This is a genomic window from Acidicapsa dinghuensis, from assembly GCF_025685685.1.
Taxonomy (GTDB): domain Bacteria; phylum Acidobacteriota; class Terriglobia; order Terriglobales; family Acidobacteriaceae; genus Acidicapsa; species Acidicapsa dinghuensis.
The window spans coordinates 265,407-289,747 of record NZ_JAGSYH010000007.1; the positions used below are offsets into that span (position 1 = coordinate 265,407).

21 protein-coding genes and 1 pseudogene are annotated in these 24,341 nt (G+C 55.7%); 9 read left to right on the plus strand and 13 right to left on the minus strand.

All coding sequences use genetic code 11. The features are described 5' to 3' along the window. Positions 1 to 313 precede the first annotated feature (313 nt). Entirely contained in the window at positions 314 to 1,645 is a 1,332-nt protein-coding gene (locus tag OHL22_RS20610) for an ATP-binding protein (RefSeq protein ID WP_263341502.1), read from the plus strand. A 75-nt stretch (positions 1,646 to 1,720) separates the two neighbouring features. Here OHL22_RS20610 and pyrE read toward each other — a convergent pair whose 3' ends face one another. The 4 genes from pyrE to OHL22_RS20630 all read right to left on the minus strand — a co-directional run bounded on the left by pyrE (position 1,721) and on the right by OHL22_RS20630 (position 4,155). Beyond that, positions 1,721 to 2,335, minus strand: a complete 615-nt coding sequence (gene pyrE, locus OHL22_RS20615; RefSeq protein WP_263341504.1) for an orotate phosphoribosyltransferase — start codon at positions 2,333 to 2,335, stop codon at positions 1,721 to 1,723. A 47-nt stretch (positions 2,336 to 2,382) separates the two neighbouring features. Further along, entirely contained in the window at positions 2,383 to 2,691 is a 309-nt protein-coding gene (locus tag OHL22_RS20620; RefSeq protein ID WP_263341506.1) for a toxin-antitoxin system HicB family antitoxin, read from the minus strand. Position 2,692: 1 nt separating this feature from the next. Then, on the minus strand, positions 2,693 to 3,124 hold the full coding sequence (locus OHL22_RS20625; protein WP_263341508.1) for a putative toxin-antitoxin system toxin component, PIN family: 432 nt from the start codon (positions 3,122 to 3,124) through the stop codon (positions 2,693 to 2,695). 113 nt (positions 3,125 to 3,237) lie between these two features. Further along, complete coding sequence (locus tag OHL22_RS20630) at positions 3,238 to 4,155, minus strand: hypothetical protein (RefSeq protein WP_263341510.1); 918 nt, start codon at positions 4,153 to 4,155, stop codon at positions 3,238 to 3,240. 505 nt (positions 4,156 to 4,660) lie between these two features. Between OHL22_RS20630 and eno the strand changes: the two genes are divergently transcribed. Further along, on the plus strand, positions 4,661 to 5,953 hold the full coding sequence (eno, locus tag OHL22_RS20635; RefSeq protein WP_263341511.1) for a phosphopyruvate hydratase: 1,293 nt from the start codon (positions 4,661 to 4,663) through the stop codon (positions 5,951 to 5,953). Between the two features lie 185 nt (positions 5,954 to 6,138). Continuing rightward, positions 6,139 to 7,743: a 2,3-bisphosphoglycerate-independent phosphoglycerate mutase gene (gpmI, locus tag OHL22_RS20640; RefSeq protein WP_263341625.1), complete on the plus strand. Its 1,605-nt coding sequence runs from the start codon at positions 6,139 to 6,141 to the stop codon at positions 7,741 to 7,743. Between the two features lie 86 nt (positions 7,744 to 7,829). Here gpmI and OHL22_RS20645 read toward each other — a convergent pair whose 3' ends face one another. The 4 genes from OHL22_RS20645 to OHL22_RS20660 all read right to left on the minus strand — a co-directional run bounded on the left by OHL22_RS20645 (position 7,830) and on the right by OHL22_RS20660 (position 11,798). Further along, a complete protein-coding gene (locus OHL22_RS20645) occupies positions 7,830 to 8,891 on the minus strand; it encodes a sialidase family protein (RefSeq protein ID WP_263341513.1) in 1,062 nt (353 codons plus the stop codon). Positions 8,892 to 8,984: 93 nt separating this feature from the next. Further along, positions 8,985 to 10,034 (minus strand): non-homologous end-joining DNA ligase, encoded by a 1,050-nt coding sequence (ligD, locus tag OHL22_RS20650; protein WP_263341515.1) that lies wholly within the window; start codon positions 10,032 to 10,034, stop codon positions 8,985 to 8,987. A gap of 6 nt (positions 10,035 to 10,040) precedes the next feature. Further along, the gene (gene ku, locus OHL22_RS20655) at positions 10,041 to 10,922 is read right to left on the minus strand and encodes a non-homologous end joining protein Ku (protein ID WP_263341517.1); all 882 of its coding nucleotides are present in this window, start codon (positions 10,920 to 10,922) and stop codon (positions 10,041 to 10,043) included. Between the two features lie 159 nt (positions 10,923 to 11,081). Continuing rightward, positions 11,082 to 11,798 carry an OmpA family protein gene (locus OHL22_RS20660; protein ID WP_317890914.1) on the minus strand — a complete coding sequence of 239 codons (717 nt, stop codon included), beginning with the start codon at positions 11,796 to 11,798 and terminating at the stop codon, positions 11,082 to 11,084. Positions 11,799 to 12,135: 337 nt separating this feature from the next. Here OHL22_RS20660 and uvrC (OHL22_RS20665) point away from each other — a divergent pair, with 337 nt between their 5' ends. The 5 genes and pseudogenes from uvrC (OHL22_RS20665) (at position 12,136) to OHL22_RS20685 (ending at position 17,262) form a co-directional block, all read left to right on the plus strand. After that, positions 12,136 to 14,043, plus strand: coding sequence for an excinuclease ABC subunit UvrC (uvrC, locus tag OHL22_RS20665; protein ID WP_263341520.1), 1,908 nt, complete (start codon positions 12,136 to 12,138; stop codon positions 14,041 to 14,043). A gap of 88 nt (positions 14,044 to 14,131) precedes the next feature. Next, positions 14,132 to 15,283, plus strand: coding sequence for an acyltransferase family protein (locus OHL22_RS20670; RefSeq protein ID WP_263341522.1), 1,152 nt, complete (start codon positions 14,132 to 14,134; stop codon positions 15,281 to 15,283). 34 nt (positions 15,284 to 15,317) lie between these two features. Next, positions 15,318 to 15,703 (plus strand): annotated as a pseudogene (gene uvrC, locus OHL22_RS20675) (excinuclease ABC subunit UvrC); the annotation flags it as partial. An 87-nt stretch (positions 15,704 to 15,790) separates the two neighbouring features. Further along, positions 15,791 to 15,979, plus strand: coding sequence for a helix-hairpin-helix domain-containing protein (locus tag OHL22_RS20680; protein ID WP_263341627.1), 189 nt, complete (start codon positions 15,791 to 15,793; stop codon positions 15,977 to 15,979). Positions 15,980 to 16,131: 152 nt separating this feature from the next. Next, entirely contained in the window at positions 16,132 to 17,262 is a 1,131-nt protein-coding gene (locus OHL22_RS20685; protein WP_263341524.1) for an acyltransferase family protein, read from the plus strand. Positions 17,263 to 17,369: 107 nt separating this feature from the next. Here OHL22_RS20685 and OHL22_RS20690 read toward each other — a convergent pair whose 3' ends face one another. The 5 genes from OHL22_RS20690 to OHL22_RS20710 form a co-directional block, all read right to left on the minus strand. Continuing rightward, a complete protein-coding gene (locus OHL22_RS20690) occupies positions 17,370 to 18,527 on the minus strand; it encodes a glycosyltransferase family protein (protein ID WP_263341525.1) in 1,158 nt (385 codons plus the stop codon). A gap of 78 nt (positions 18,528 to 18,605) precedes the next feature. Then, positions 18,606 to 19,667: an NAD-dependent epimerase/dehydratase family protein gene (locus OHL22_RS20695; protein WP_263341526.1), complete on the minus strand. Its 1,062-nt coding sequence runs from the start codon at positions 19,665 to 19,667 to the stop codon at positions 18,606 to 18,608. 204 nt (positions 19,668 to 19,871) lie between these two features. Continuing rightward, the gene (locus OHL22_RS20700; protein WP_263341527.1) at positions 19,872 to 21,188 is read right to left on the minus strand and encodes a dipeptidase; all 1,317 of its coding nucleotides are present in this window, start codon (positions 21,186 to 21,188) and stop codon (positions 19,872 to 19,874) included. A gap of 55 nt (positions 21,189 to 21,243) precedes the next feature. Then, positions 21,244 to 23,247 (minus strand): PP2C family protein-serine/threonine phosphatase, encoded by a 2,004-nt coding sequence (locus tag OHL22_RS20705; protein WP_263341528.1) that lies wholly within the window; start codon positions 23,245 to 23,247, stop codon positions 21,244 to 21,246. 112 nt (positions 23,248 to 23,359) lie between these two features. Then, positions 23,360 to 23,749 (minus strand): hypothetical protein, encoded by a 390-nt coding sequence (locus OHL22_RS20710; RefSeq protein ID WP_263341529.1) that lies wholly within the window; start codon positions 23,747 to 23,749, stop codon positions 23,360 to 23,362. 180 nt (positions 23,750 to 23,929) lie between these two features. Between OHL22_RS20710 and apaG the strand changes: the two genes are divergently transcribed. Next, the gene (gene apaG / locus OHL22_RS20715) at positions 23,930 to 24,337 is read left to right on the plus strand and encodes a Co2+/Mg2+ efflux protein ApaG (protein ID WP_263341531.1); all 408 of its coding nucleotides are present in this window, start codon (positions 23,930 to 23,932) and stop codon (positions 24,335 to 24,337) included. Positions 24,338 to 24,341 lie beyond the last annotated feature (4 nt).

The following is a 24,341-nucleotide window of genomic DNA, read 5'->3' on the forward strand; positions in this document are numbered from 1 at the left end:
CAGCAAAAACCGCTCCACCATCGAACTAAGTTAGTAACAGAAACTTTCTCCCATGCTTTTCGCATCCGAAACAATCTTCAGTAACCATCGCGATAGGAATTCATTTTCGGGCTTACAATCGATCCATTCTTGCCAAACCGGCTGTTTTTCATGGATTCATGCATCGCCTGGGTACCAATCACCCGGTCACTAATTGGTCGCTCATGCAAACGAACATGCTATTCGCAGCAGAACCGGAGCAGGGCAAAAATAATAAATATGTAGCTTTTACCCCAGAGCCGCATGCCGTTTGAGCATCACCATGGGAGGCACCATGCAGTTGCAGCAAGATCCGATCGAGCCATTCGCGTCCTTTGAATCCCTCGAAATCTCCATCGCGAAAGGCCCGGCTGGTCCCGAGAGCGTTCTCCACTCCATCTCGGGGCTTGACGTACGCGAGGCCATCCTCGAAGACATCGCGCTCAAGATCATCTATCTCTCCGGGCCATTTACGCTGCTCGATCTCGCTGCCCATGCGCGTATCAGCTTCGACGCCGCCGAGCAGCTCTTCTCCCGCCTGCGCGGCAAGGTGCTCTGCTCCGTCACCGGTATGGTGGGCAACGTACCCGAAATCGCCATCACCAGCCAGGGACGCACCCGCGCCCTCGAACTCCTTGCCCAGTGCCAGTACGCCGGCCCCATGCCAGTCTCGCTTGAGAGCTACGTCGCCCAGGTGCGCAGACAGGGCTTCAACAATCTGAGAATTCATGCTGCCGATGTCGAGCGCGCCTTCGCCGATCTCGTCTTTGACCAGCACACCCTCAACCAGTTCGGCACCGCCCTCAACTCCGGCGCGCCTATCTTCCTTTACGGCCCCCCGGGAGCAGGCAAATCCGCCGCCGCCGAACGCCTTTCCCGTGCCCTTTCCGAGGACGAAGTCTATATCCCGCATGCCATCGAAATCGACGGCCAGATCATCACCGTCTTCGACCCCGTTCTACATCACCCCGTCGACCAATCAGCCACCACCCCGCGCCGCTCCACCAACCGCGACGAGCGCTGGGTCCGCTGCAAGCGTCCGCATGTCCTCGTCGGCGGCGAGCTCACCATCGAGATGCTCGACCTGCAATACAACCCCGCCGCCAGATACTACACCGGCCCCGCACAGATGAAGGCCAACAACGGCGTCCTCATCATCGACGATTTCGGCCGCCAGCGTATCGCCCCGGAAGACCTGCTCAACCGGTGGGTCGTGCCTCTGGACCGACGCATCGAGTTCCTCACGCTCGCCGGCGGACGCAAGATTGAAATTCCCTTCGAGATGCTCGTCGTCTTCGCGACCAATCGCGACCCAGCCACCATTCTCGACGCAGCCTTCCTCCGCCGCATTCAGACCAAGATCCACCTCGGGGAAATCTCTGCCGGACACTTCCACCGCATCTTCGATCAGGTGGCTGGCAACCTCAATCTTCGTGCTACTCCCGAAGTAGTGGATGAGATCATCCACCTCATCCGCCACTGCTATCACCAGGAACTCCGCGCCTGCCAGCCCCGTGACTTGATTAATCAAGTATGCTGGGCCGCGAGATACGAAGACCGCGAGCCGGTGCTGGACCTCACCACTCTGACCCGCGCTGCCGAAAGCTATTTCCTGCCTTCGCACTGAGTGTGATATTCCGGGCCTCAGTGCGAGGCATCTCAGAGTGGATATGCTTTCGTGCGCGGCTTCAGCGCGCTGGCTTTATGCGCTCTGCCGAAGATGCTCTGCCTTCACGTCATTAGCGGTAAAGAGCGCAAAGAATGGAGCGCCTTCCGCTGCTGCTTCGACGGCTGGGCGGCCGTTGGCCTCCTGCCGCTCGACCAAACAGACAACCGCGGCGATGGTCATGCCGGCTTCGCGGGCTGCCTCAATAGCGTTGATGGTTGATCCACCGGTAGTGCAGACGTCATCCACGATAACGACGCGTGCGCCTTCGCGGCAGAATCCTTCAATACGCCGGCCAGTGCCGTGTGTTTTCTCCGCCTTGCGCACCAGAAAACCGTGCAGCAGCGGAGCATCGGGTTGCTGTTGAGCCCGCCACGCGCTTGCCGTCGCCACGTTGCAGACGATGGGATCAGCGCCCATGGTGAGACCACCAACAGCGTCAGCTTCGATGCTGTGCTCTTCCAGCAGCTCCAGCACTGCGTGCCCCGTGAGCCTGCCGCCCTCGGCATGAAGCGTAGTGGTACGGCAGTCGATGTAGTAGTCGCTCTTTGCGCCGGATGCAAGCGTGAATTGGCCGAGGCGGAAGCTGATGCTGGCAAGTAGAGAGAGTAACTTATCTTTGTAAGAGGGGACGCTCAAGTTGGCAGGCACACTCGTCATAGCCTCAGTCTAACAACGAACATGCGTGCATTTCTGATTCACCTGACGGTTGCACGTGAACTCGGCGCAAGAGTGTAGCCCTTGGGTAATTCATCCCCCTGCGCAGGCGTATTCATTGTTTTTCGATTGAGTATTTCGAGAGCTTTTTCGATCTTCTCACCGCTTGGCGGCTGCCTGCGGGAAGCCCATTCATCGTGCTCCAACACGGCCAGTTTCTCGGCTAGAACAACGTTGATGAATTGATTTAAGGACACGCCTTCTCTATGCGAGTATTCCTCTGCGGCTCTTCGCACCGAAGGCATCAGCCTTAGTGGAAACTTTGAAGTTATCGCTTTTTTCTGAGCCATCTCAATATCCTTCCTTCCGAATTGCGAGAAGCAATTGCTGAGGTGTCATGACTTCGATCCCAAAATCCGGCGCTGCTTCGCGAAAATGCTTTGTGTTTGCTGTGACGATGGCGTTTGCATGTCCGCTGATAGCCAGATCCAAAATCATGTCATCATCGGCATCCTGAGAGAGTGGTCGGAGACGGAACCTGACATTCACTGGCTCCGCGACGGCTTCGAGCATATCCAGAATCAATGCTGTCTCCTCTTCGGTCTTTCCAGACACCATAAGATGTTGTTGTCTCATGGCCACTGCCCTGTATTCGCAAGCGAGCTTGTAATCTATGAGAGTTATGAAGCGCTGAAACAAAGCCAGCCGCACTACTTCGGCAGACGCCCCATTAGCTGATCGAAGAGCCGCTACCAGGACGGAAGTATCAACGACGATCCGCACAGTTCATGATATCACCCGCGACATCATTTCGTGCGCTATTTCAAGACCGCACCAAAACAAACTGGGCCAGTGAGTTAAGCTCACTGGCCCAGTTTGCACGAGCTTGTTCAGGCTTACTGCTGCGCCGTCTGCGGCATCAGGTTAAGCGGCTGGGTCAGGGTAAAGAGCACCACTGCTCCGGGCTCAAGCGTGGCCTGTGGATGATCGACGAGCAGGTGTGTGGTCACGACGCCTGCGCCGATTCCGCTGCCTACCAGCGCGCCGACAGGGCCGCCTACAACTGCACCGGTCACCGCGCCAGTGCCGACCACGGCGCCGTATTCAATCCCATCCTTTTTCGCGCGCGAGCCAGCGTTGATAGTACCTTCCGATCCGACGCGCGTCTTCGAGCCCGGCGTTCCAGTCACCTCGGCGCGGAGTTGATAGCGTGTGCCATCGGGGAGCACTACGGCCTCGGGCTGCAGGCGGAAGCTGCCATGGCCGCCGAGGTGATCTCCGGAGGAGACAGTGGCGATGCGGCCCTCGATTTCAGAACCAGCAGGAATTAACACCTTTCCGCCCTCAAGCACATCGGTTGCGACTTTGCCGCGGAAGGGCTGGTTGCGTTGCGACTCGGTCGAAGAAATTCGATCGATCAGTCGAACACGGATGGTCGCCCCTTCCAAAATCTCGCCTGGAGGCGCGGCAAGCGGATGAACGATGTCCCCATCGGGATCTGAGTAGGCCGTACGTGTAGTCACAGTAGGCTGATCTGGCATCGGCTGTGCCGGTTGATAATCCGTCGCGGCGGGCTGAGGCGGCGGCTCGGGCGCTGGAGCGAGTGTTACCGGCTTCGCTGGCGAAGGCTTCGGCAATGGCTGAGGCGTGTCATCAGTCGTTGTAATCGCATCACCGGGCGGTGTCGAAACTCCCTGATATTGCCCCTGTTGCCCGCTGCCGGATTGACCTGACTGCTGCGCCATGGCAACACCCGCCATGGACAACGAAGCGCACACAATCATCGAAGCAATTGGAAAAGTGCGTATAACCATTGTCTCCTCCTTTGTAGCGCGGCCCATTTATCCAAATGGGCGGGGAAACCCTTGCTACTTTTGACACTGATTTCCTACGAATGTCGCGAAAAAATATACTCGGCGTGCATTCAACCGGCAATTTTTCACTTTTTAGCTTAGCCGCAGTCCATGCTTCATTCAGCGAAACTTTGGTCAGCATCTGCGCGGGAGTGCCGCATAAAGCACGAATCTCTTTCAGCAATGTTGGCAAACGTCCGGGAATGGACAACCTGGAACGAACAATTCGAAACGACAACTTCAGGTTCCAGGCCTTGCTCAAGGGCGCGATCATGGCCAGCGTCACAATTCTGCGACCCTCCGTTTGTTAGACTACCCAAGGCAATAATCTGCAAATTGCAAGAGGATTTAAGCATCGATGGCGCACTTTCTTACAACGATTCAGAGCCTTGCAGGCCAGGCTCTTGCCGTCGACCGCCGACCAAAATTGAAAGATCGCCTACAGCATCACATTGCGAGGACTGATATGACTGAAATTGCTGCTATTCGCGCCCGCGAAATTTTGGATTCGCGTGGCAACCCGACTGTGGAAGCTGACGTGATTTTGGAAAGCGGCGCGCTCGGCCGCGCTGCGGTGCCCTCGGGCGCCTCGACCGGCGAGCACGAGGCCGTGGAGCTACGCGACGGAGATAAGTCGCACTATCTGGGCAAAGGCGTACTGCAGGCTGTTGAAAACGTCGAGACTATCATCGCTACTGAGCTTGAGGGCTTTGACGCTGCCAACCAGCGCTTGCTGGACTACACCATGATTCAGCTCGACGGGACGGCGAACAAGTCGAAGCTGGGTGCGAACGCGATCCTCGCCGTTTCTATGGCCGCTGCCCGCGCTGTGGCGCAGACGCTGGAGATTCCCTTGTACCGCTATCTTGGCGGAGCGAACGCGAGCATCTTGCCTACGCCAATGATGAACGTACTGAACGGTGGCGCGCATGCCGACTCCAGCGTGGACTTTCAAGAGTTCATGGTGATGCCGGTCGGAGCCGAGCGCTTTTCCGACGCTCTGCGCTGGGGTGCGGAGGTATTCCACACGCTCAAAGGCGTGCTCAAAAAGAAGGGCTACTCGACTGCCGTGGGCGATGAGGGTGGTTTTGCTCCATCTCTGACCTCAAACACCGAGGCTATCGACGTGATTCTGGAGGCGATTACGCTTGCAGGCTACAAGCCGGGCGAGCAGATCGCTATTGCACTTGATCCTGCGTCGAGCGAGTTCTACGACAAGGACAAGGGCAAGTATGTCTTCAAGAAGAGCGACAAGCGTGAGCTTTCGAGCGAAGAGATGGTGGACTTCTATGCGGACTGGGTGCGACAGTTCCCTATCGTTTCGCTGGAAGACGGCCTTGCGGAAGACGACTGGGACGGTTGGAGCATCCTCACGGACAAGCTCGGCAGCAAGATCCAGCTTGTCGGCGACGATCTCTTCGTAACCAATGTGAAGCGTCTGCAGCGCGGCATCGAAGAGGGTGTCGGCAACTCGATCCTGATCAAGCTCAACCAGATCGGGACTGTGACTGAAACATTCGAGGCGATCGAGCTTGGCCGCCGCTATGGCTACACGAGTATCATCAGCCATCGCTCGGGCGAGACCGAAGATACCTTCATCGCGGATTTTGCAGTGGCGACCGGCGCCGGGCAGATCAAGACCGGTTCGGCGAGCCGCACGGATCGCATTGCGAAGTACAACCAGCTTCTCCGCATCGAGGAAGAACTTGGCCAGGGAGCCACGTTCCTCGGGCTGGAGAGCTTGAACTATAACGAGTAGTTTGCTTCGTACTCAATAACGGCGGGTGCCCAGGTCTTGCTTCTGAGGCCTGGGACCATGTTCTTGTTTTCCTCTTTGTCATTCCCGAAGGAAATCTGCTTCTCACTAATTAAAGTCAACCATCGAACTAACTCCGTTAGCCTCATAAACTGCCAGCTCCACTAAAAGGAATCATCGTGCCTACCGTGAAACGCCCGCTCGTATTGACTATTCTGGATGGATGGGGTTATTCGCCGAAGACGGACGCCAATGCCATTGCGCTGGCGCGCAAGCCTACGTATGACAATCTGCTTGCTGAGTATCCAAACACTCTGATTCGCGCGGCCGAGCACTTTGTGGGACTGCCCGATGGGCAGATGGGCAACAGCGAGGTTGGGCATCTGAATCTTGGCGCGGGACGCGTGGTGCAGATGGACATTACGCGCATCGATCAGATGATCGCCGAGGACAAATTCACGAGCGACTCGGCGATTGTTAAGGCTATGCATCGCGCGCGTGAGGGCGAGCGGCAGCTTCACATCATCGGACTGGTTTCCGATGGCGGCGTGCATTCACACCAGGAGCATCTCTATGCGCTGCTGCGCGCGGCGAAAGCGCATGGTGTGAATCGTGTGTTTGTACATGCTTTTTTGGATGGGCGCGATACGCTCCCTACCTCCGGTGCGGGCTATCTTGAAAAGCTGTTGAAGAAGATGCACGAATACGGCCTGGGCAAGCTGGCGAGCGTGAGCGGGCGCTACTACGCGATGGATCGCGACCGCAAGTGGGACCGTGAGCGCAAAGCCTTCACCGCGATGTGCTTTTCCAAAGCGGAGGGTGGCTGGACCAGCGATCCAGTGGGACACCTGAAGAACTGTTACAACAACGGTGTCACGGATGAGTTCACGATTCCTTATGTGGTGGCGGATTCGGCGGGCAAGCCGCATGGCGTAATCCGCGATGAAGATGTGGTGATCAACTTCAATTTCCGTGCGGATCGTGCGCGGCAGATTACGCGTGTACTGGCGCGTGAGAGCGGCCTGAACCAGGCTGGTGGCCGCAATCTTGATTCGTCGGAGTCACTGGACGAGATCATTCCGCGCAGCGAGATTCCCAAAGGCCTCTATTACCTTTGCATGACGCAGTACGACAAGGCGTATTCACTGCCGATGGTGATTCTGCCGCAGTCGATGGACAACATCCTGGCAAACATTCTCGGCGGTGCCCAGCTTCGGAACCTGCGTGTGGCAGAGACGGAGAAGTATGCGCATGTGACCTACTTCTTCAACGGCGGCGTGGAGACACCGTTCCCTGGCGAAGATAGAACTCTTATTCCCTCGCAGAAAGTTGCCACTTACGATCTCGCTCCCGAAATGTCTGCCGAAGGCATCGGCGACACTATCGTCAAGGCGATTCATGACACCGCCTTCGACCTCATCATCGCCAACTTTGCCAATGCAGACATGGTGGGCCATAGCGGCAAGCTTGAACCAACGATCAAGGCTGTCGAATGCGTGGATGCGCAGCTTACGCGCATTTACAAGGCGCTGCGCGAAAAAGGTGGAAGCTGGCTGATCACCGCAGATCATGGCAATGCCGAGCAGATGATCGATCCAGTTACCGGCGGCCCGCACACTGCGCACACTACCAATCCGGTGCCGCTGATCTATATCGGGGAAGAGGCCAACAGATTCACTCTGCGGCCTGATGGCAGTCTGCGCGACATCAGCCCCATGCTGATTGATTTACTTGGGCTGCATGCTCCAAAGGAAATGACAGGGCATGATCTACGGGTACCGGTCACTGCTTAGCGGTAGGAGTATGCTGGCAGAACAACGTTCGGATAGCTTCCATCGTTAATGAAGTTGCGCAACAGTCCTCAAGGAAGAACTATTGCTCACTTCACCAATCCCAGCGGAATCACCACACTCCGAATCCTCGTCCGGTGCCAGGTGTAGGTCGCAAGTAAATCGCCGTTACGCAGTTGTATCAGTGCAGGATAGGAAAACTCCGCACCAGATTCGTTTTCAAGAACACGGAACTGGCGGAAGTGAATGCCGTCCTGTGACACAGCGAGAGCCAGCGGCGATCGGCCTTCGGTGACAGGGTTGTAGATGAGCACATAGCGCCCATCCCGCAGATGCACAATATCGATGCCGGAGTTGGGATTCGGCAGATCGAGCGCGCGCGTCGTGCTCCAGGTAATGCCGGCGTCGTACGAGTCGGAGACGCAGATGCGCCCGATATTACTCGACGAGCGCGCATAGAAGCGCAGGTGATTCCCCGCTACCTGCACAACTGTGGGCTGAATCAGTCCGGTGGTCTGCTCGGGATCGACGTTGCCGATCTCGTTGTTCGATCCATTGAGCGGCGAGCCGGCGAGTGCGCGAATTGCATCGCCAGGCAAAGTGTATGGGCCGTGTTTTTCGAAGTGAAGCCCGTTGTCTGTGCTGCGCTCGATCCACGCAGCCCACGCATGATAGCTCTCAACGGATGAGCCGCTGACTACCGTGCCATCCGCCATCACCAGCGGCTTGGCGCGAATCGGCCCGAGGATACCGGCGGGCAGATGCTCGGGTTTCGACCAGGTAACTCCATCGTTCACCGATACCATGCGTGCGCCCGTCCATTCGGCCACCACAGGACCGAATTTGTAGTAAAGCCACAACCGGCCATCGCGCGTATAAAAAAAGACTGGATTCCAGGCTGCAATCTTCGGCTCGCGCACCAGTAAGAATGGCGCACCCCAGCCAGACTTCGTGTGACGCGCACCCCAGATCGCTACGTCTGGTTTCCCTTCACCTGAGCCACCAAACCATGCCGCCAGCCAATCCCCATTGCGTAGTTCTACCACGGTGGAGGCGTGGCAACTGGCAAAGGGTGCACTGGTAAAGATAGGCTCAGGCTGAGGCAATGCGTCATGGTTGATGGCACGCGCGGTGCAAGATGCAGTCAGCATAAAGCAGACGAGGAAGAGGCAGCGGAAAATCACTCTTTCAATCTAACGGCTCATGACGCCGGATGAGTAAGAGATATTCGTGCGCCATTCCTGCTACTTCTCACCAGCTCTGTCAGATGCCGGTGCTTCGCGGGTCACTTCTTTCGCTGGCTTATCTTCGCGTAGTCCTTTGAAGGCTGCCTGACGCACGAGATTATCAGCAGTCCATGTTGCGAATGATATCTGCGCGACCAGCCTTGGCGTCACCCAGTGCGCACCGCGCCTGTCCGGCGCTGGCTCAGGCGCAAACGGAGAGGAATCGCGGCGCAGTTTCTCAAGCTGGTCACGCAGACTTTTGTGCGTTGCCTGTGTAAAGCCCGTGCCGCTGCGCCCGGCATAAATTAGTTTGTCCGTCTTGCCTCGCTTGTAGTAGCCGAGCAGCAGCGCGCCGATACCATAGCTGCCGTTGGAAGGCAGTGTGAAGCCGCCGATAACCAGTTCCTGCTCGCGATAGCACTTGATCTTGAGCCACGCTGAGCTGCGGCCTTTTACGTAGACTCCATCGGCGCGTTTGCTGATGATGCCCTCCGCACCGATCTTGCATGCATGTTCGAAGACACGCTCTCCATCCGACTCAAGGTGCTCACTGAGGCGCACAGTCGTGGGTGGCCGCAATGCAAGCAATGCGGCAAGATACTGTTTACGCTCAAGCAATGAGAGATTACGCAGCGAGTGTCCATTGACATGCAGCATGTCAAAGACGAAATACGTAAGCTCCTGGGCGCTGCCTTCCTGAAAAGCCGCCTGCAGAGCAGCGAAACTGCTCAAACCACTGGGTAGCAGCGCAACCACTTCCCCATCGAGAATGGCGCTCTCAGCAGGAAGTTCAGCTACCACCTCGGCAATCGGCCTCATACGGTGTGTCCAGTCCAGGCTGTTGCGCGTAAGCAGGCGCACTTGGTGCTGTGCTGAGTCAATGTGTGCCTGGATGCGATATCCATCAAGCTTCAACTCATGAATCCAACCACTGCTTGCTGGAGGCTCGCTTACCTGCACTGCGAGTTGCGGAGGCAGGAATGATGGCATCGCCTCATGTGGCAACTTATGCAGGTCAGGATGAAAGATTGCGGTCGATCGTGTAACCGGCTTCCGTATTCGAGCCATCGGATATCAGGCCGACTTGCGCGAACGTGATGCGCGTTTTGCGGACTTAACCAAAGCAATTCCGTGAGATTTGCTCTCGCTCCTGCGAGCCTTGGCAGGAGGTTTTTTCTCTGTTACGCTGCGGCGCAACGCATCCATCAGATTGACCGCCCTGGTCGATGCAGGTCGCTCCTCTTTTGGCAATGGCTTGTGTTTTAGCTTGGCATCGATCAACGCTCGCAACGCCACTTCGTATTCGTCCTTAAATCGAGACGGATTAAACTTTGCGGTCTTACGCTGGATGAGCTCTTTCGCGAGCGACAACTGTTCGGCGTCGACACTTACCTTCTTGATCTCGCCGAAATATTGCATCGCGTCGCGCAGTTCGGCCCCGTAGCGCATCGTGTAGCCCATAAGCCCGGCAAGCGATTCATCACTAGGCACTGCAACGGCCATCAAGTGCTCACGACCGCCAAAGGCAATCTTGCCCAGCCCAACCTTGCCAGTCTGCTGCAAGGCTTTGCGAACGACCGCGAAAGCCTCTGCCTGAGCATCATCTTCTGGAAGAATGAAATAGGGTCGTTCCAACATCGCCGGATCCAGCTCCTGCATGGCCACAAATTGCGCAATCTCCAAGGTTTGTTTCGAGGGAATGCGCACTTTCTCGAGCTCATCCGGCTCAAGCGCGACGTATTTGCCTTTGCTATATTCGTAACCCTTGACGATCTCATCTTTCTCGATCGGCTCACCGTCGCTGCCGGTTACATTCCGGTGATGGACCCGCTCACCAGACTTGCGATGAATTTGATGAAATCGGATTTCGCTCTTCGCCTCAGTTGCCGGAAAGATCTTGATGCCAAACGAGACGAGCGATATCTGCAACCTGCCTGACCAAAAGGGACGCGCCACGGCTAACCCCCAGTAACTGCTGAGATTCCCCGATCAGGTACGGAGATGCCTGTCAGATTAGCCATAAAAATGCGGGAGCCCCGAGCGGGGAGGGCTCGGGGCTCATCTGGGGGTGAATCACTCTCTGGCTTCGGATACTACGATGCGGGCAGTTTGAAACTAGTTGCCCGAACCCTGTGGATTCGGCTGCGGTGTCGCATCCGACGAGTTAGAAAGAACCTGTATGTCGACGCGACGGTTCTTGGCGCGGCCTTCGCGGGTGGTGTTATCCGCCACTTCCTTATCCTTGCCGATGCCGATCAGATAGAAGCGGTGGGCAGGAATGTTGTACTTGGAGGCCAGGTACTGGACGACCGTATCGGCACGACGCTGGCTGAGCCCATAGTTGTATTCGGCGCTGCCGGTGGAGTCGGTACCGCCGGTTACCTCAATGATGTAGTTCTTGCTGGAGGCGATGGTCTGGCCAAAGCTGTCGAGCTGGGCCTTGTCGTCCTTGGTCAGGTTCGACTTGTCAAAGCCAAATGTCACCGACATGTTGTTGATAGACTTGTAGTTGTCCAATCCAGCGACCACGTCGGAAAGCTTGTCGGCGCGATTTACTGCGTCATTGGCAGCAGTCTGAGCCTGGCCAGCAGCGGTCGTGGCGCCCTGGGCGTTCTGAGTTGCCTGGTCGGCAGCGCCTTGCGCCTTGGTGATGCCGGCTTGAGCGCGATCATCCGTGTCGTGAATGGCGCGATTGTTGGCGGCTGTCTTGTCGTTCAACTGGTTCGTTTGATCAATGAGGGGCGCAGTTTGCGTACGGACATAGTTCTTCGTGGCGCAGCCGGAGAGAAGCGTGATGGCGACGGCCAGAACTGAATAGTTCAAAGACTTCATGGGTTGCATCGTTTGGCTTCCTTTCGATGATCTTATTTTGATGCTGCGCCCCTCTCGTAGCAGGAAGCGCGGATATCGTTCGCTTATGTTGGAAGCAACTTGATCACCAAATGATGCTTAGAACCTATCTATTTGAAAATAAGTAGATTAACTCTCTAAAATAAGCCTCTTTCGTCGTCCGATCTGTGTAATTTTTACATAGCATGGAAATGCTTACTGTGTACCGACGCTCCGGTGGGCGTGACAGTAACTGGCAGCGGTCAAAGCGAGAAGATCGCTACACTAAAAAGAGCGGCCTGCTTCTCTGACCCGCTCTGATCAACGCTGTAAGCCCCCAATGGATCTCTACGAAAAAATACGGACTTTGCCCACCCAGCCTGGGGTGTACCTGTACAAGAACGCCGAGGGGCAGGTGATCTATGTGGGCAAGGCGCGCAATCTGCGGTCGCGGGTGCGCAGCTACCTGCTGGAAGCAAACCAGGCCAACGCCAAAACCGGGACTCTGATGCGCGAGGCCGTGGATGTCGAATACATCCTGGTAGCCAACGAGATGGAGGCGCTGGCGCTTGAGAACAACCTGATCAAGCAGAAGAAGCCACGCTTTAACATCCTGCTGCGGGATGACAAGACCTATCCCTACGTGAAGCTGACGCTGGCGGACCGGTATCCGAAAGTTTTCGTGACGCGGCGGCTCAGGAAGGACGGATCGGCGTATTACGGTCCGTATTTTCCGGGAAATCTGGCATATCGCGTGGCGGAGGTGATTCACCGCAGCTTCCTGATTCCAAGCTGCAAGGTGGATCTGTCGCGGTATCATCCGCGAGCCTGCCTGCAGTACTACATCCACCGCTGCCTCGGTCCGTGCGTCGAAGGGCTGACAACTCCGGAAGCGTACGCGCTGGCGGTGAAGGATGCGCAGATGTTTTTGGAGGGCCGCCACGCAGAGCTGGAGAAGTCGCTCGAAGAACGCATGCTCGCAGCCGCCGAAGCCGAGCAGTTCGAGCTGGCAGCGCGGTATCGCGATCTGATCTCCACTGTGCACCAGATCGAAGAGAAGCAGCGGATCGCCAAAGCTGAGTCCGACGATGTAGACGTCTTCGGCTATCACTACGAAGCAGATGCACTTGCCGTGAATCTCTTCCACATCCGCAATGGAAAGATCGTCGACCGTCGCGAGATGTTCTGGGAAGAGCTGCCGGAGTTTATGAATCCAATCGAGGACGACGAGGAGACCGCCGTTGCCTCACCGGAAACCTCTTTAATCGAACAGGCTTTCAATGCCGGCCAGTTCTTCTCGGCGTTACTGAAGCAGGTTTACATCGATCAGCAATATGTGCCGAAGACGATTCTGACGCCGGTGGACTTTGCCGACCGAGAAGCTCTGGGAAAGCTGCTGGCCGAAAAAGCAGGCCACCGCATCGAGCTCGCTGCTCCGCAGCGCGGAGACAAGCGATCTCTGATCGATCTTGCCGGACAGAATGCGAAGCAATCGTATATTCAGCGCTTCCGCGTGCTGGAGCCTTCACGCAAGGCGATACAGGAGGCCCTAGCCGATGTGTTGATGCTGCCGGAGCTGCCCAAGCGCATCGAGTGCTTCGACATCTCGCATATTCAGGGAGCGGAGACCGTGGCGTCGATGGTCGTGTGGGAAGACGGCGAGATGAAGAAGTCCGCCTATCGCAAGTTCCAGGTAAAGACTGTCGTAGGCGTGGATGACTTTGCATCGATGCGCGAGATTGTGCTGCGGCGATACAAGCGTGTCAAAGAGGAAAACGGCACAATGCCGTCGCTGGTACTCATCGATGGTGGACTCGGTCAGTTGCACGCAGCAGCCGATGCACTCGAAGAGCTCGGATTCACTTCACAGCCACTCGCGTCCATCGCAAAGCGGGAAGAAGTGATTTACGTCTATGGCAGCGAAGACGATCCCGTAGTGCTCGATCGAAGATCGCCGGTGCTACATGTCGTGCAGAAGATTCGCGATGAGAGCCATCGCTTTGCCATTGGCTACCACCGCAAGCGCAGAGAGATGCGTGATCGTGATTCGGAATTGCTTACTATTCCTGGCGTCGGCGCGCAGACGAGGCAGCGGCTGCTGACACACTTTGGGAGCCTTCGCGACGTGCAGCAGGCTACAGTGGAGTCGCTGGCTGCGGTGGTAAATAGGAAAACGGCTGAGGCGGTTTGGAGTTATTTTCATCCGAAGCCGAAGACCAACGAACAAATTGTTACACTGAAAATGTAGGTTTATACGTCATCAAGGCTGCAGATATTGAGACAGAGCTATACCTGGCAGAATCTTAACCTTCCATATTTGCTGAGGTAATAAGAATATGCTGACACAGCCAGTGGCTGCAGAAGTAGCTTTGCGTACGGGGCACTCTCAGCCGGTCAAAATTCACGCTCTCACGACGGTGCGATTTTTTGCGGCGTTATATGTGGTCCTATTCCATCTACGAGGACACGATCCCAGTGGATTTCTTTTCGGGGTTCTTTCTCTGGGATATGTTGCACCGTATTTTTTCTTCGCATTATCAGGCTACATACTTTCAGTTGTATATCTGCGGGATAACGAAGCTGTCGACGCGCGGCGGTTTTTTGTAGCTCGATTTGCTCGGATTTACCCTTTATATATACTCTGCCTCTTGCTGGATCTCCCATTCGCGATTCTGGGACGTGTAGCCGCATATGGCCTGCCGCTGGCCAGCCTGCGATCTGTGGTTTTGTTCCTGCGTAGCGCGGTTATGATGCAGATGCTGGCACCACTTAACAATGCACTGAACATACCAAGCTGGACTATAGCAGTGGAAGCTGTCTTCTATCTCAGTTTTCCTTGGCTTGGTCCATGGCTTTGGAAATTGGGGAAACGAGGAGCGCTATTTGCAATGCCGATCTTGTTCCTAGCGGGTACTGGACTGGATAGGATCATTGTTCGGGGCCGCGGTGAGACGCTGCCGTCTATTTACGGCATGGTTGCGTTTCTTTGTGTGTTCGCTTCCGGAATGGCGCTGGCACGATGGCAGGCACTTGATCGGCGAGAGGCCGGACGTTTCACGCGGGGTAAGGGAGCATGGTTGGGATTGCCGGTGGCTCTGACGATCTTCCTTGTGGTAGTTGCGATAAGAGATTGGTTGAAGACTCAATATTTGAGTCCCGCCTATCTACTGTTGCCAGCGTTTCTGCTGTTGCTATGGAGCCTTACAGAGGATCGAACTTTTGTTACGGGATGGATGAAAGCTAAGTGGCTTGTTGTGTTAGGAGAAGCCAGTTATGCTCTTTATCTGCTGCAGCATCCAGTTGGGAACATGTTCAAATTAGCAATGAGCCTCAAGCTGCCATGGGAACAGGTCATCTATGTTTGTGTCTGCATTGGGCTAAGTTTGTTAAGCTTCTATTTCTTTGAAACGCCTAGCCGCAAATGGCTGCTTCGATGGCTCAATACCCGCCCGAAAGAGAGCATGGAGAAGGCTTCCTTGGCACAGTAAGAATTGTTAGTGGAACAAACTAGCCGATGTGTTGATGTTGCCGGAGCTGCCGAAGCGCATCGAGTGCTTCGACATCTCGCATATTCAGGGAGCGGAGACCGTGGCGTCGATGGTCGTGTGGGAAGACGGTGAGATGAAGAAGTCCGCCTATCGCAAGTTCCAGGTGAAGACTGTCGTAGGCGTGGATGGCTTTGCATCGATGCGCGAGATTGTGCTGCGGCGATATAAGCGCGTCAAAGAGGAAAACGGCACAATGCCGTCGCTGGTACTCATCGATGGTGGACTCGGTCAGTTGCACGCAGCAGCCGATGCACTCGAAGAGCTCGGATTCACTTCACAGCCACTCGCGTCCATCGCAAAGCGGGAAGAAGTGATTTACGTCTATGGCAGCGANGCGAAGACGATCCCGTAGTGCTCGATCGAAGATCGCCGGTGCTACATGTCGTGCAGAAGATTCGCGATGAGAGCCATCGCTTTGCCATTGGCTACCACCGCAAGCGCAGAGAGATGCGTGATCGTGATTCGGAATTGCTTACTATTCCTGGCGTCGGCGCGCAGACAAGGCAGCGGCTGCTGACGCACTTTGGCAGCCTGCGCGACGTGCGCGAGGCTACGGTGGAGTCGCTAGCCGCGATGGTGAGCAGCAAAACGGCGGAGGCGATCTGGCAGCGTTTTCACGAAAATTCGAAGCTATAGGTCGGAATCGGGATCGATGAATACCGCCACTCGCTCACCATTTATGAAAGGCCCCTCCTGCTAAAGTTAAGAGGCGGCAGCTCCTGATCGGAGCGAGGTGCCCATGTCGAATCAAAGGCCTTCTCTTGAGAGCAAACCAAATGATACAGGCGTTGCCGAAACCCATTCAGCGCGCAGAAAAGATTCATGCTCTAACGTCGTTGCGCTTCTTTGCGGCCTTCTATGTTGTCCTTTATCACGCAAATATTCTTGGACTTAAAGAGAGCAGACCGGGATCGTTCGCAGAACGATTCGTCTCTTTTGGTTATATCTCTGTAAGCTTTTTCTTTCTGCTTTCAGGCTACATCCTGGCTGTAGTCTATCTTCGAGATTCCGCGCAGGTGCGCAAGAAGCCCTTTTACATGGCGCGGTTTGCACGGATATATCCGCTTTTTCTGGTGACGCTTATCCTCGACACTCCGCAGGTCTTGCTTGAACGAGTTTCTGCGCAAGGATGGATGCGTGCCACCTTACACACGGGCGCCACCTTCGCTGCTCATCTGTTGATGCTTCAAGCTTGGCTGCCCAAGCTGCACGGCATCGATCAACCGAACTGGTCGCTATCAGTTGAGACCGTTTTCTATCTCATTTTTCCCTTTATTGGAGTTGCGCTCTGGAGGCTCAAGGGATCGCAACTGTGGTTCGTTGCGGCAATGTTGTGGCTGCTGAATCAGATTATTATCGTGGTTGTGGCACCACACATCGCGGAGACAACTTTCCGGTTTCATCCGCTGCCACAGATAAGCACCTTTGCGCTCGGCATTCTTCTAGCGCGCTGGCAATTTCTGAACAAACAAGCCGTCGGCAATCTTTCAGAGCGCGATGGCGCCGCCATCACAGCCCTTCTCTTTGCGCTGGGCACGTTTGCTGCGTTGATTTGCTGGGGAGAACGGTTGCCTCTTGTAAATCTAAATGCGGGGCTTCTTTTTCCTGTTTTTGCTCTGTTGATCTGGTCTTGTTCAGGGAGCCACAGTCTGCCCGCGCGGCTCTTGAGCGCCAAGTGGCTTGTGGTTTTGGGCGAAGCGAGCTTTGGGCTCTACTTGATCCATGTCCCGATTCTTCATCTCTTCCTGTGGCTGAGATGGGGACACTCCTGGTCAATGTTCGCACTGTATCTGGCGACGTGTATCGGGCTCAGCGTGTTAAGTTTCTATTTCGTCGAAGGGCCCTCGCGAAGGTGGATTCTCAATCGGTTCCGGACGCGTCCGCGAGAGACCATGGAAATGGCTTCCGACGCACAGTAAGAGAGTCGCTTGCTTTGGGCTCAAATGCGTACTTCACAGAATGCGTGGCGAAGTCGGTGCCTCAAAGCCGACAAGAGCACCGGACTTCCTGAACTCCCTGGAGAGAACTATTCAGATGGAAGTCCGAAGCAGGTATTGAGGTAGTCGAGATTTCTTCTTCCACAGTAATACTCAGCCGCTCTGCGAGCCTCGTCCCCATCCAGCTGGAACTTCAGAATATAGCGAATGGCATCCGCGATGAACGAAATCTCGGTAGAAGTTACGCAATGACCGAGCTTGAATTTTGAGAGCATATTTATCGTGCTGCTTCCACTGGGGCAGTGCGCAAGGATAGGCTTTACCGCCATCAGGTAGGTGCTCATCTTCGTGGGCTGGCTGGTCTGGCGGAAGATGCGGTGGCGCGGATTGAAAGAATACATCGAGTAGACGAAGGCGGTCCGCTGCAGGCGGCGGATGACTTCGTCCTCGGGCGTGTTGCCGGCGTTTTCAACGATGTCTGGAAACTGCTGCTGCGCCGCCGCCATGGCAGGCGAGACACCATAGTTGGTGAGGCGGAATTGGATGCCGTCGCTGGCGGAGATGGCTTGCAAGGCTCTCAGGAAGGCGAAGACCTCCTCAGAGCTGTAAGCACTGCCGACGTGGCCAATGTGGATTGTCCTGCCATCGCCGGTATCCGCTTTGGCAGCTTGCGGCGCGGGAAGCTGCAGGTTATGGATGTAGCGGTAAACGACGCCCGAGTCCACGCCGATGCGGCGTTTGTAGTAATCGCTCATGGAGTCGCAGACGGTGTCGACGGTGTGCGCGCGGCGCAGCAACTCCGTGTTGCGCCGGTCCATCAGCGAAGCGAACGCGCGATAGCGGGCGGACTTGATCGCCAGGCCGGCGGGATCGTCGTGGACGGAAACATGCAGATGGGGAATGCCGGAGTCGAGCAGTTTCTTGCCGACGAGTATGCCTTCGTTCATGGCATTGACCCAGACGATATCCGGAGACCAGGCGCGAATCGCCTGCACATAGCGATCGATCTGCGGGTGACTCTGCAGAGCGAAGAGGCGCAATGTGTTCACAGCGTCGTTTCCGAGCGAGCCGCCCATCATCCTGGGGCCAAGGAGAGTAGACGACGGCGTATCGACAGGCGATGCGGCGAGATAAAACCAGTGGATTTCGGCGTTTTTCAGATGCGGTAGAATGCTGCGGAAGATCACGCCGCCGCCGCCAGTGGTGGGGCTGAAAGGCGTAAACAGAGCGACTTTTACTTGTGTCATCAGGTCTCCAGGCAAAGAGAACTGCATGGGCAACGGACCCGGGAGTGCTTGCGTCCGTTGCCTCGCACCAGCCAGTTGCTAGTTTGCCACCGCGACGCGATCTTCCCAGGATGCGTAAATCTCCTGGAAGATGTCATCCAGAGACTTGGTAATATCCCACAAGGGATAGTGCGTCTTCATTTTGCTTAAATCGCTGATATAGCAGATGTGATCGCCTGAGCGGTTCTGATCGACGTACTCGTAGATCATCTTCTTGCTCGATAGCGCCTCGATGCGGCTGAAAGCTTCGATGATCGAGCAGCTATTGTTGCGGCCTCCGCCAATGTTGTAAACCTCACCTGCGCGCGGTGACTCAATGAATGCTGCGATAAAGCGGGCTACATCGTAAGAGTGGATGTTGTCGCGAACCTGCTTGCCCTTGTAGCCAAAGACGTTGTACTTGGTCTCGGTCAAGTTGCACTTGATGAGGTAGCTGAGGAATCCGTGGAGTTCCACTCCCGAGTGGCTGGGCCCGGTAAGGCAACCGCCGCGGAGAGCGCAAGTGGGCAATCCGAAGTAACGGCCATACTCCTGCACCATGACATCGGCTGCAACCTTGGAGGCTCCGAAGATGGAGTGCTTGGACTGGTCTATGCGGAAGGTTTCGCGAATACCGGTATAGTCCGCCGGATCGGCGTAATCCCAGCGAGTATCGAGTTCAACCAAAGGCAGTTCGTTGGGCGCGTCGCCGTAGACCTTGTTGGTGGAGAGAGAGGCAAATGGCGACTCGGGAACGGCCTGACGCGCAGCCTCAAGCAGGTTGAGCGTGCCGACGGCATTGGTATCAAAGTCTGCAAACGGAATGGACGCCGCGAGGTCGTGACTGGGCTGTGCCGCAGCATGAACGATGGCATCGGGCTTCACTTCCTTGAGAACATCGAGAATGCCCTGGCGGTCACGAATGTCGAGTTCGTGATGATGAAAGTCCTTGATTTTGCCGGCAAGACGATGCTGATTCCAGCGAGTGTCTCCCTTAGGGCCGAAAAAGGTGGCGCGCTGATTGTTATCGATGCCGTGGATCTGCCATCCGCTGTTTGCGAAATATAGGCAAACCTCCGAACCGATAAGCCCAGATGAGCCTGTAACGAGAAGTTTTTTCACAGTTTTCGCCTCTCCATCGATGCCGAGTGCTGGGATCAGTCTAACGTATGAAGACATCGAGGCTGGTTTCGAAGCGACACATACATGCCGTGATATGAAACGAATTGACATGTAGCAACTTTTATATTGCATACTGATACGAATTTCGAGTTCTAAGCGCTCTTCTGCATTCCATCTTGCAGTGGAGCGGACGAAAGAGGCAGTTTACTTCGCTTTCTTTTCAAACGGCTGCTTCACCGTGATGCGAGGGCGGCTCTCTGCCTGAAGCTGCTTTGACACAGCTTCCACTTCCTTGAAAACGCGAAGGAAGTTTCCGCCGAGAATCTTTCGGCAGTCCTCAGCCGAATAACCGCGAGCCATGAGAGCCTCAGTGATCTTTGGCAGATCGGCTGCAGAGTTGATGCCTTCCGGAAGCTGGCCATCGACACCGTCAAAGTCCGATCCAAGCCCAACATGGTCGATACCTGCGACCTTGGCAATGTGGTCAATCTGATCGATGAGATCGCTCAGCGGCGGACGCGGAATCCGGTCGGCGTATTCGCGATCCAGCTTGGAGATATCCGAGTAAGTGACCTCTTTCCCCTCGGCCTTGAACTTATCCTTTAGCGCCTGCTCGGCCTTCTTGACCTCGTCGCGCTGGACCAGCTGCGCATCGCGGTACTTCTGCGAAACAAACGCAGAGTAGAAATTGACCATAACGACGCCGCCCTTGCTGTCCGGTCCCCCGCCGTAATTGGCTACGGCGCGGAGCATGTCATCTGTCATGTTGCGCGGAGCATCGCAGAGTGCACGTGCGCCCGAATGCGAAGCAATTACCGGAGCGCGTGTAATGACAAGCGTGCGATAGAAAGTCTTGTCGCTGACATGCGAAATATCCACGATCATGCCGAGACGGTTCATCTCGTAGACAACATCCTTGCCGAACTCGCTGAGACCCTCTTTGGTATGCGGAACGCTGGCATTTTTGTCGTCGCCGGAAGAATCAGCCCAGCCATTCGAGTTGGACCACGTCAGCGTCATGTAACGAACGCCAAGGTCGTAATACATACGCAGTAGTCCGAGCGAGTCCTCGATGGAGTGCCCGCCTTCGATGCCCATCAGCATGGCGTATTTGTGCTCGTGATGCGCCTGCTCAATGCCCTCAGCTGAGGTGACCAGCTTGATCTGATCCGGATACTTCGCCGCCTGCTCGTGGACCGCATCGATCAGCTCGAGGGTGCGGCGTGCGAAGTGGTCCTTATAGAGAGTGGGCTCGACCCAAATAGACATGAACGAAGCGCCAAGATTGCCCTTGTGGATGGCGTCAAGATTGACCTGGCCATCGCCAAGCGGATCACCAAGATTCCAGTGATCGTCGAGGAAACGCTGCGGTGTGTCTTCATGCGTGTCGATCACGATGGCGCTGCGATGCACCTGATCGGGCGTAAGCTTGGCTTTGGCTTCGGGCTTTGAGGGAGCGGTCTGGGCAAGGGTCATGGTCGATACAAGGAAGGCGGCGGCAAGATTGTAGTGAGTTTTCATGAGGATGATTTAGGTGGAGCGCTATGGGTGGGATTGTAGCAGGATCGATTGCAGATCATGCCGGAACAAAATACAGCCCAACGACAGTAATGTCGTCATTCTGACCGAAGCGTTGCGCGGTCTGTGCGATGTATCGCGGCGACTCGTGACTGACCTGCTGCGTACGTTCAAAACCAAAGAGCTCGCCCTTGGGGTCCGTAGCTTCAACAACGCCATCCGACAGAAAGATGAGACGGTCACCATGCTTAAGCTGCAAGGTGGCCTGCTCATATTCAACATTAGGAATGACGCCAAGTGGCAGACACGGCGAAAGCTCAAGTTCTCTTCCATCGCGGTAGGGGCTAAGGTGCCCTGCATTGGCTATGACCATCCTGCCGTCTGGATAGATGCGCGCACAGAGGCAGGTAGCAAAGCCCGCAACGGCGTTCGTGCCGGACTTGCCGGACGGCTCCAGAACGTTGCCCAGCATGACCTGGTTGAGATGAGCGAGAATCGTTGCAGGATCATTAGAAAGCTCGTTGCGAAGCGCTCCGACAAGCGTGCTGGCACTCATCGCAGCCTGCAGCCCCTTGCCGCTGACGTCGCCCACAACGATAAGCATCGAGTCATCTTTGAGCGGCAGCACCTGAAAGAAATCACCGCCGACACCACTGACGGGCAGATAGGCGCTTTCGAGCAGGAAATTACGATTCGACGGCAGCTGAGTTGGAATCAGCAGTGCTTGCACGCTACGCGCGGCTTCAATTTCAGCCGAGGAGCGCTGCTCATCCTGGCTGACGCGAATAAAGCGGTAAAAGATGACCGAAATCAGGCTGCCGAGAAATACAAGATCCGTGACCGTGCTGACACTGTATTGAATGGGGCCGAGATGAAAGTTAGGAGTGGCGTAACTCTCCGGAATCCATTTCCACGAAGCGGCGACTCCAAGCAGCGTGTCGATGGAGTCAACCACCGCCGCGAGAATAAATGGCACCAACATTACGCCGGTCTCTGAACGACCTTTGCGCCAGGCGCGGAATAGCATCAGTACGACCAGCGCGCAGAACACAATTTCTATCAGATACCCGAGATAACCACTCACCCGGTACAGTTGGAAGTCGGAAGCCAGCGGTAGCAACAGCGCACCTATCTGGATGATGCGTACAAATCGGCGAGTCGCATTCCCGGTAAAGCGAAGAACAAACTCAAGCGTCGAGGCAAAGAAGAACCAGACCGTCCATGGCTGAAGCAGGTCATAGACCCGTAATGGCACCCATGCAAGTGCAAACGCCGCCTCCAGCGATCCGCGCACGGTAATGGAGAGGCAGAGAATACATAGCCAGAGATATTCCGAGTGATGACGCTGCGCGATGTACAAAGTGGCCGCTACCAGTGCCACGCAGAAAAAAAGAAAACCCGCGATAATCTTGGCGGCAATGTTCTGGTCCCAATGGCGCGCTTTAGCCAGCAAGTAGCTTTCCTGGATATGATCCGGACCGCCAATCGTCACCTGATTCACGAGACCATGGACAACGGAACCGCTGACCCAGGATCGAATCGCGATGAGAATGGTGCCGTCTGGCTGTGGCTTGGGAAGCGTATTGATGAACGGGCCCGTGAGGTATTCCATGTGGCTTGCCATGCCTCGGGTTTGGCCCGTTTCCACACCGTTTACGAAGACCTCAAGCTGGCCTACGCTATATGGAGTGACAAGCAGGGCAAGCTGCGTCTCGGCAGCCTTGGAGTTGGGCTGAAGCTGGATGCGGATTCGGTACCAGGCATATCCGGTATAGGTGTCGATTCCCTGCTCGTTGAATGGCGTGCCGAGCATGACCTTGTCCCAACTGGTGTCATCGAAGGATGGGTCTGACCAGCGCGCGTCATCGCCTTCATGGAAGCTCCATGGACCTTCAAGGTGGATCGTGCCATGCGTCGCCGCAGGAATGGAAACCTGCATCGCATTGATGGCGATGAAAATCTCAGTCGAGCCGGGTTGCGCAGCGAATGCGCGCGGAACTAACGCAACAGCCAGCAGGAGCCAGAGGAGCACCGCCGATCGAACTGGGGGATTACCTTGCATGCGCCTTTCAAGTGTACCGATATCTGACGGCGCGCAGGAAATCTGGTTATGCCAATTATGCCGCCAGACTCTCTAACTTACGGCTGAGCGGCCAGGATAGTTCCTGACCGGCTCAAGCCGCTGTGCCCTGCGGCGGTTCGTCGGAACGGGTTCGGCGCAGATGACGGAGCAGTAGTGCGGAACCCGCGATCAGGCCATAGAAAGCCAACGGCATGCCTAAAGCTGCTGCAAACAGAGTCAAGAGGCCCTCAGGACCGAAATAGCTGCCCGCAACATTCTTGTCGATGACATAAAGATGTTCCGCAATGTCCATGCACTCGCCGTCGTACGCGACCGTATGCTCCGGAGTGAAATGGGCACAGTTAGCCAAACGCTCGCCGAGACGGGTTTCGGCGCGATGCCTCAACCGAATAGGAACCACTATCGTCAGGTAGACGATCCAAAGCGCCGTTACGATTGCGAAAAGGCGGTGAAACGCCTTCCATCGTCGGACTATCAGCATAACCTTAACTCCGGCAGAGCTATTGCATAGCCCCTATCGGAATAAGCGGTGGTTTGAAGTTTCGCTGTTCAAAAATCCGGCGATTGGAGATCTGGTTTCATCTCACACAGCTAATCGCGTGCGGGCTGCCATGGCGGGAAAGCCTGACACTTTTCCCCTGCGCTCTTTTAAGCTCTGTATATGGCAGATCGAACTCCATATACGGCCGTGACGCGAAACATCGCGGTAAGCGTTGTGCCCACCTACCTGGAAGCAAATTCTTCGCCGGCAAACGCACAATATGTGTGGGCCTACCGGGTGACGATTGAGAACCGGGGCAACGAAACGGTGCAACTGCGGAGCAGGCATTGGATGATCACCAACGCCAGGGGCGAGTTCACCGAAGTGAAAGGGCCGGGAGTCGTCGGTGAGCAACCTGTACTAAGGCCGGGTGAGAGTTTCCAATACACCAGCGGCGCACCGCTCAACACACCTTCCGGTATGATGGGCGGCGCTTATCTGATGGAGAGCGAAAGCGGTGAGCAATTCCATATCGAGATACCAACCTTTTCGCTGGATAGTCCAGGACAAAACGTGATGTTGCACTAGAAAT

Coding starts and splice junctions, on each gene's coding strand:
- OHL22_RS20610 (WP_263341502.1), top strand. CDS start 314: ATGCAGTTGCAGCAAGATCCGATCGAGCCATTCGCGTCCTTTGAATCC.
- OHL22_RS20620 (WP_263341506.1), bottom strand. CDS start 2,691: ATGGCTCAGAAAAAAGCGATAACTTCAAAGTTTCCACTAAGGCTGATG.
- OHL22_RS20630 (WP_263341510.1), bottom strand. CDS start 4,155: ATGGTTATACGCACTTTTCCAATTGCTTCGATGATTGTGTGCGCTTCG.
- eno (WP_263341511.1), top strand. CDS start 4,661: ATGACTGAAATTGCTGCTATTCGCGCCCGCGAAATTTTGGATTCGCGT.
- OHL22_RS20645 (WP_263341513.1), bottom strand. CDS start 8,891: ATGCTGACTGCATCTTGCACCGCGCGTGCCATCAACCATGACGCATTG.
- ligD (WP_263341515.1), bottom strand. CDS start 10,034: ATGGCTCGAATACGGAAGCCGGTTACACGATCGACCGCAATCTTTCAT.
- OHL22_RS20660 (WP_317890914.1), bottom strand. CDS start 11,798: ATGAAGTCTTTGAACTATTCAGTTCTGGCCGTCGCCATCACGCTTCTC.
- uvrC (WP_263341520.1), top strand. CDS start 12,136: ATGGATCTCTACGAAAAAATACGGACTTTGCCCACCCAGCCTGGGGTG.
- OHL22_RS20670 (WP_263341522.1), top strand. CDS start 14,132: ATGCTGACACAGCCAGTGGCTGCAGAAGTAGCTTTGCGTACGGGGCAC.
- OHL22_RS20680 (WP_263341627.1), top strand. CDS start 15,791: ATGCGTGATCGTGATTCGGAATTGCTTACTATTCCTGGCGTCGGCGCG.
- OHL22_RS20690 (WP_263341525.1), bottom strand. CDS start 18,527: ATGACACAAGTAAAAGTCGCTCTGTTTACGCCTTTCAGCCCCACCACT.
- OHL22_RS20700 (WP_263341527.1), bottom strand. CDS start 21,188: ATGAAAACTCACTACAATCTTGCCGCCGCCTTCCTTGTATCGACCATG.
- OHL22_RS20705 (WP_263341528.1), bottom strand. CDS start 23,247: ATGCAAGGTAATCCCCCAGTTCGATCGGCGGTGCTCCTCTGGCTCCTG.
- OHL22_RS20710 (WP_263341529.1), bottom strand. CDS start 23,749: ATGCTGATAGTCCGACGATGGAAGGCGTTTCACCGCCTTTTCGCAATC.
- apaG (WP_263341531.1), top strand. CDS start 23,930: ATGGCAGATCGAACTCCATATACGGCCGTGACGCGAAACATCGCGGTA.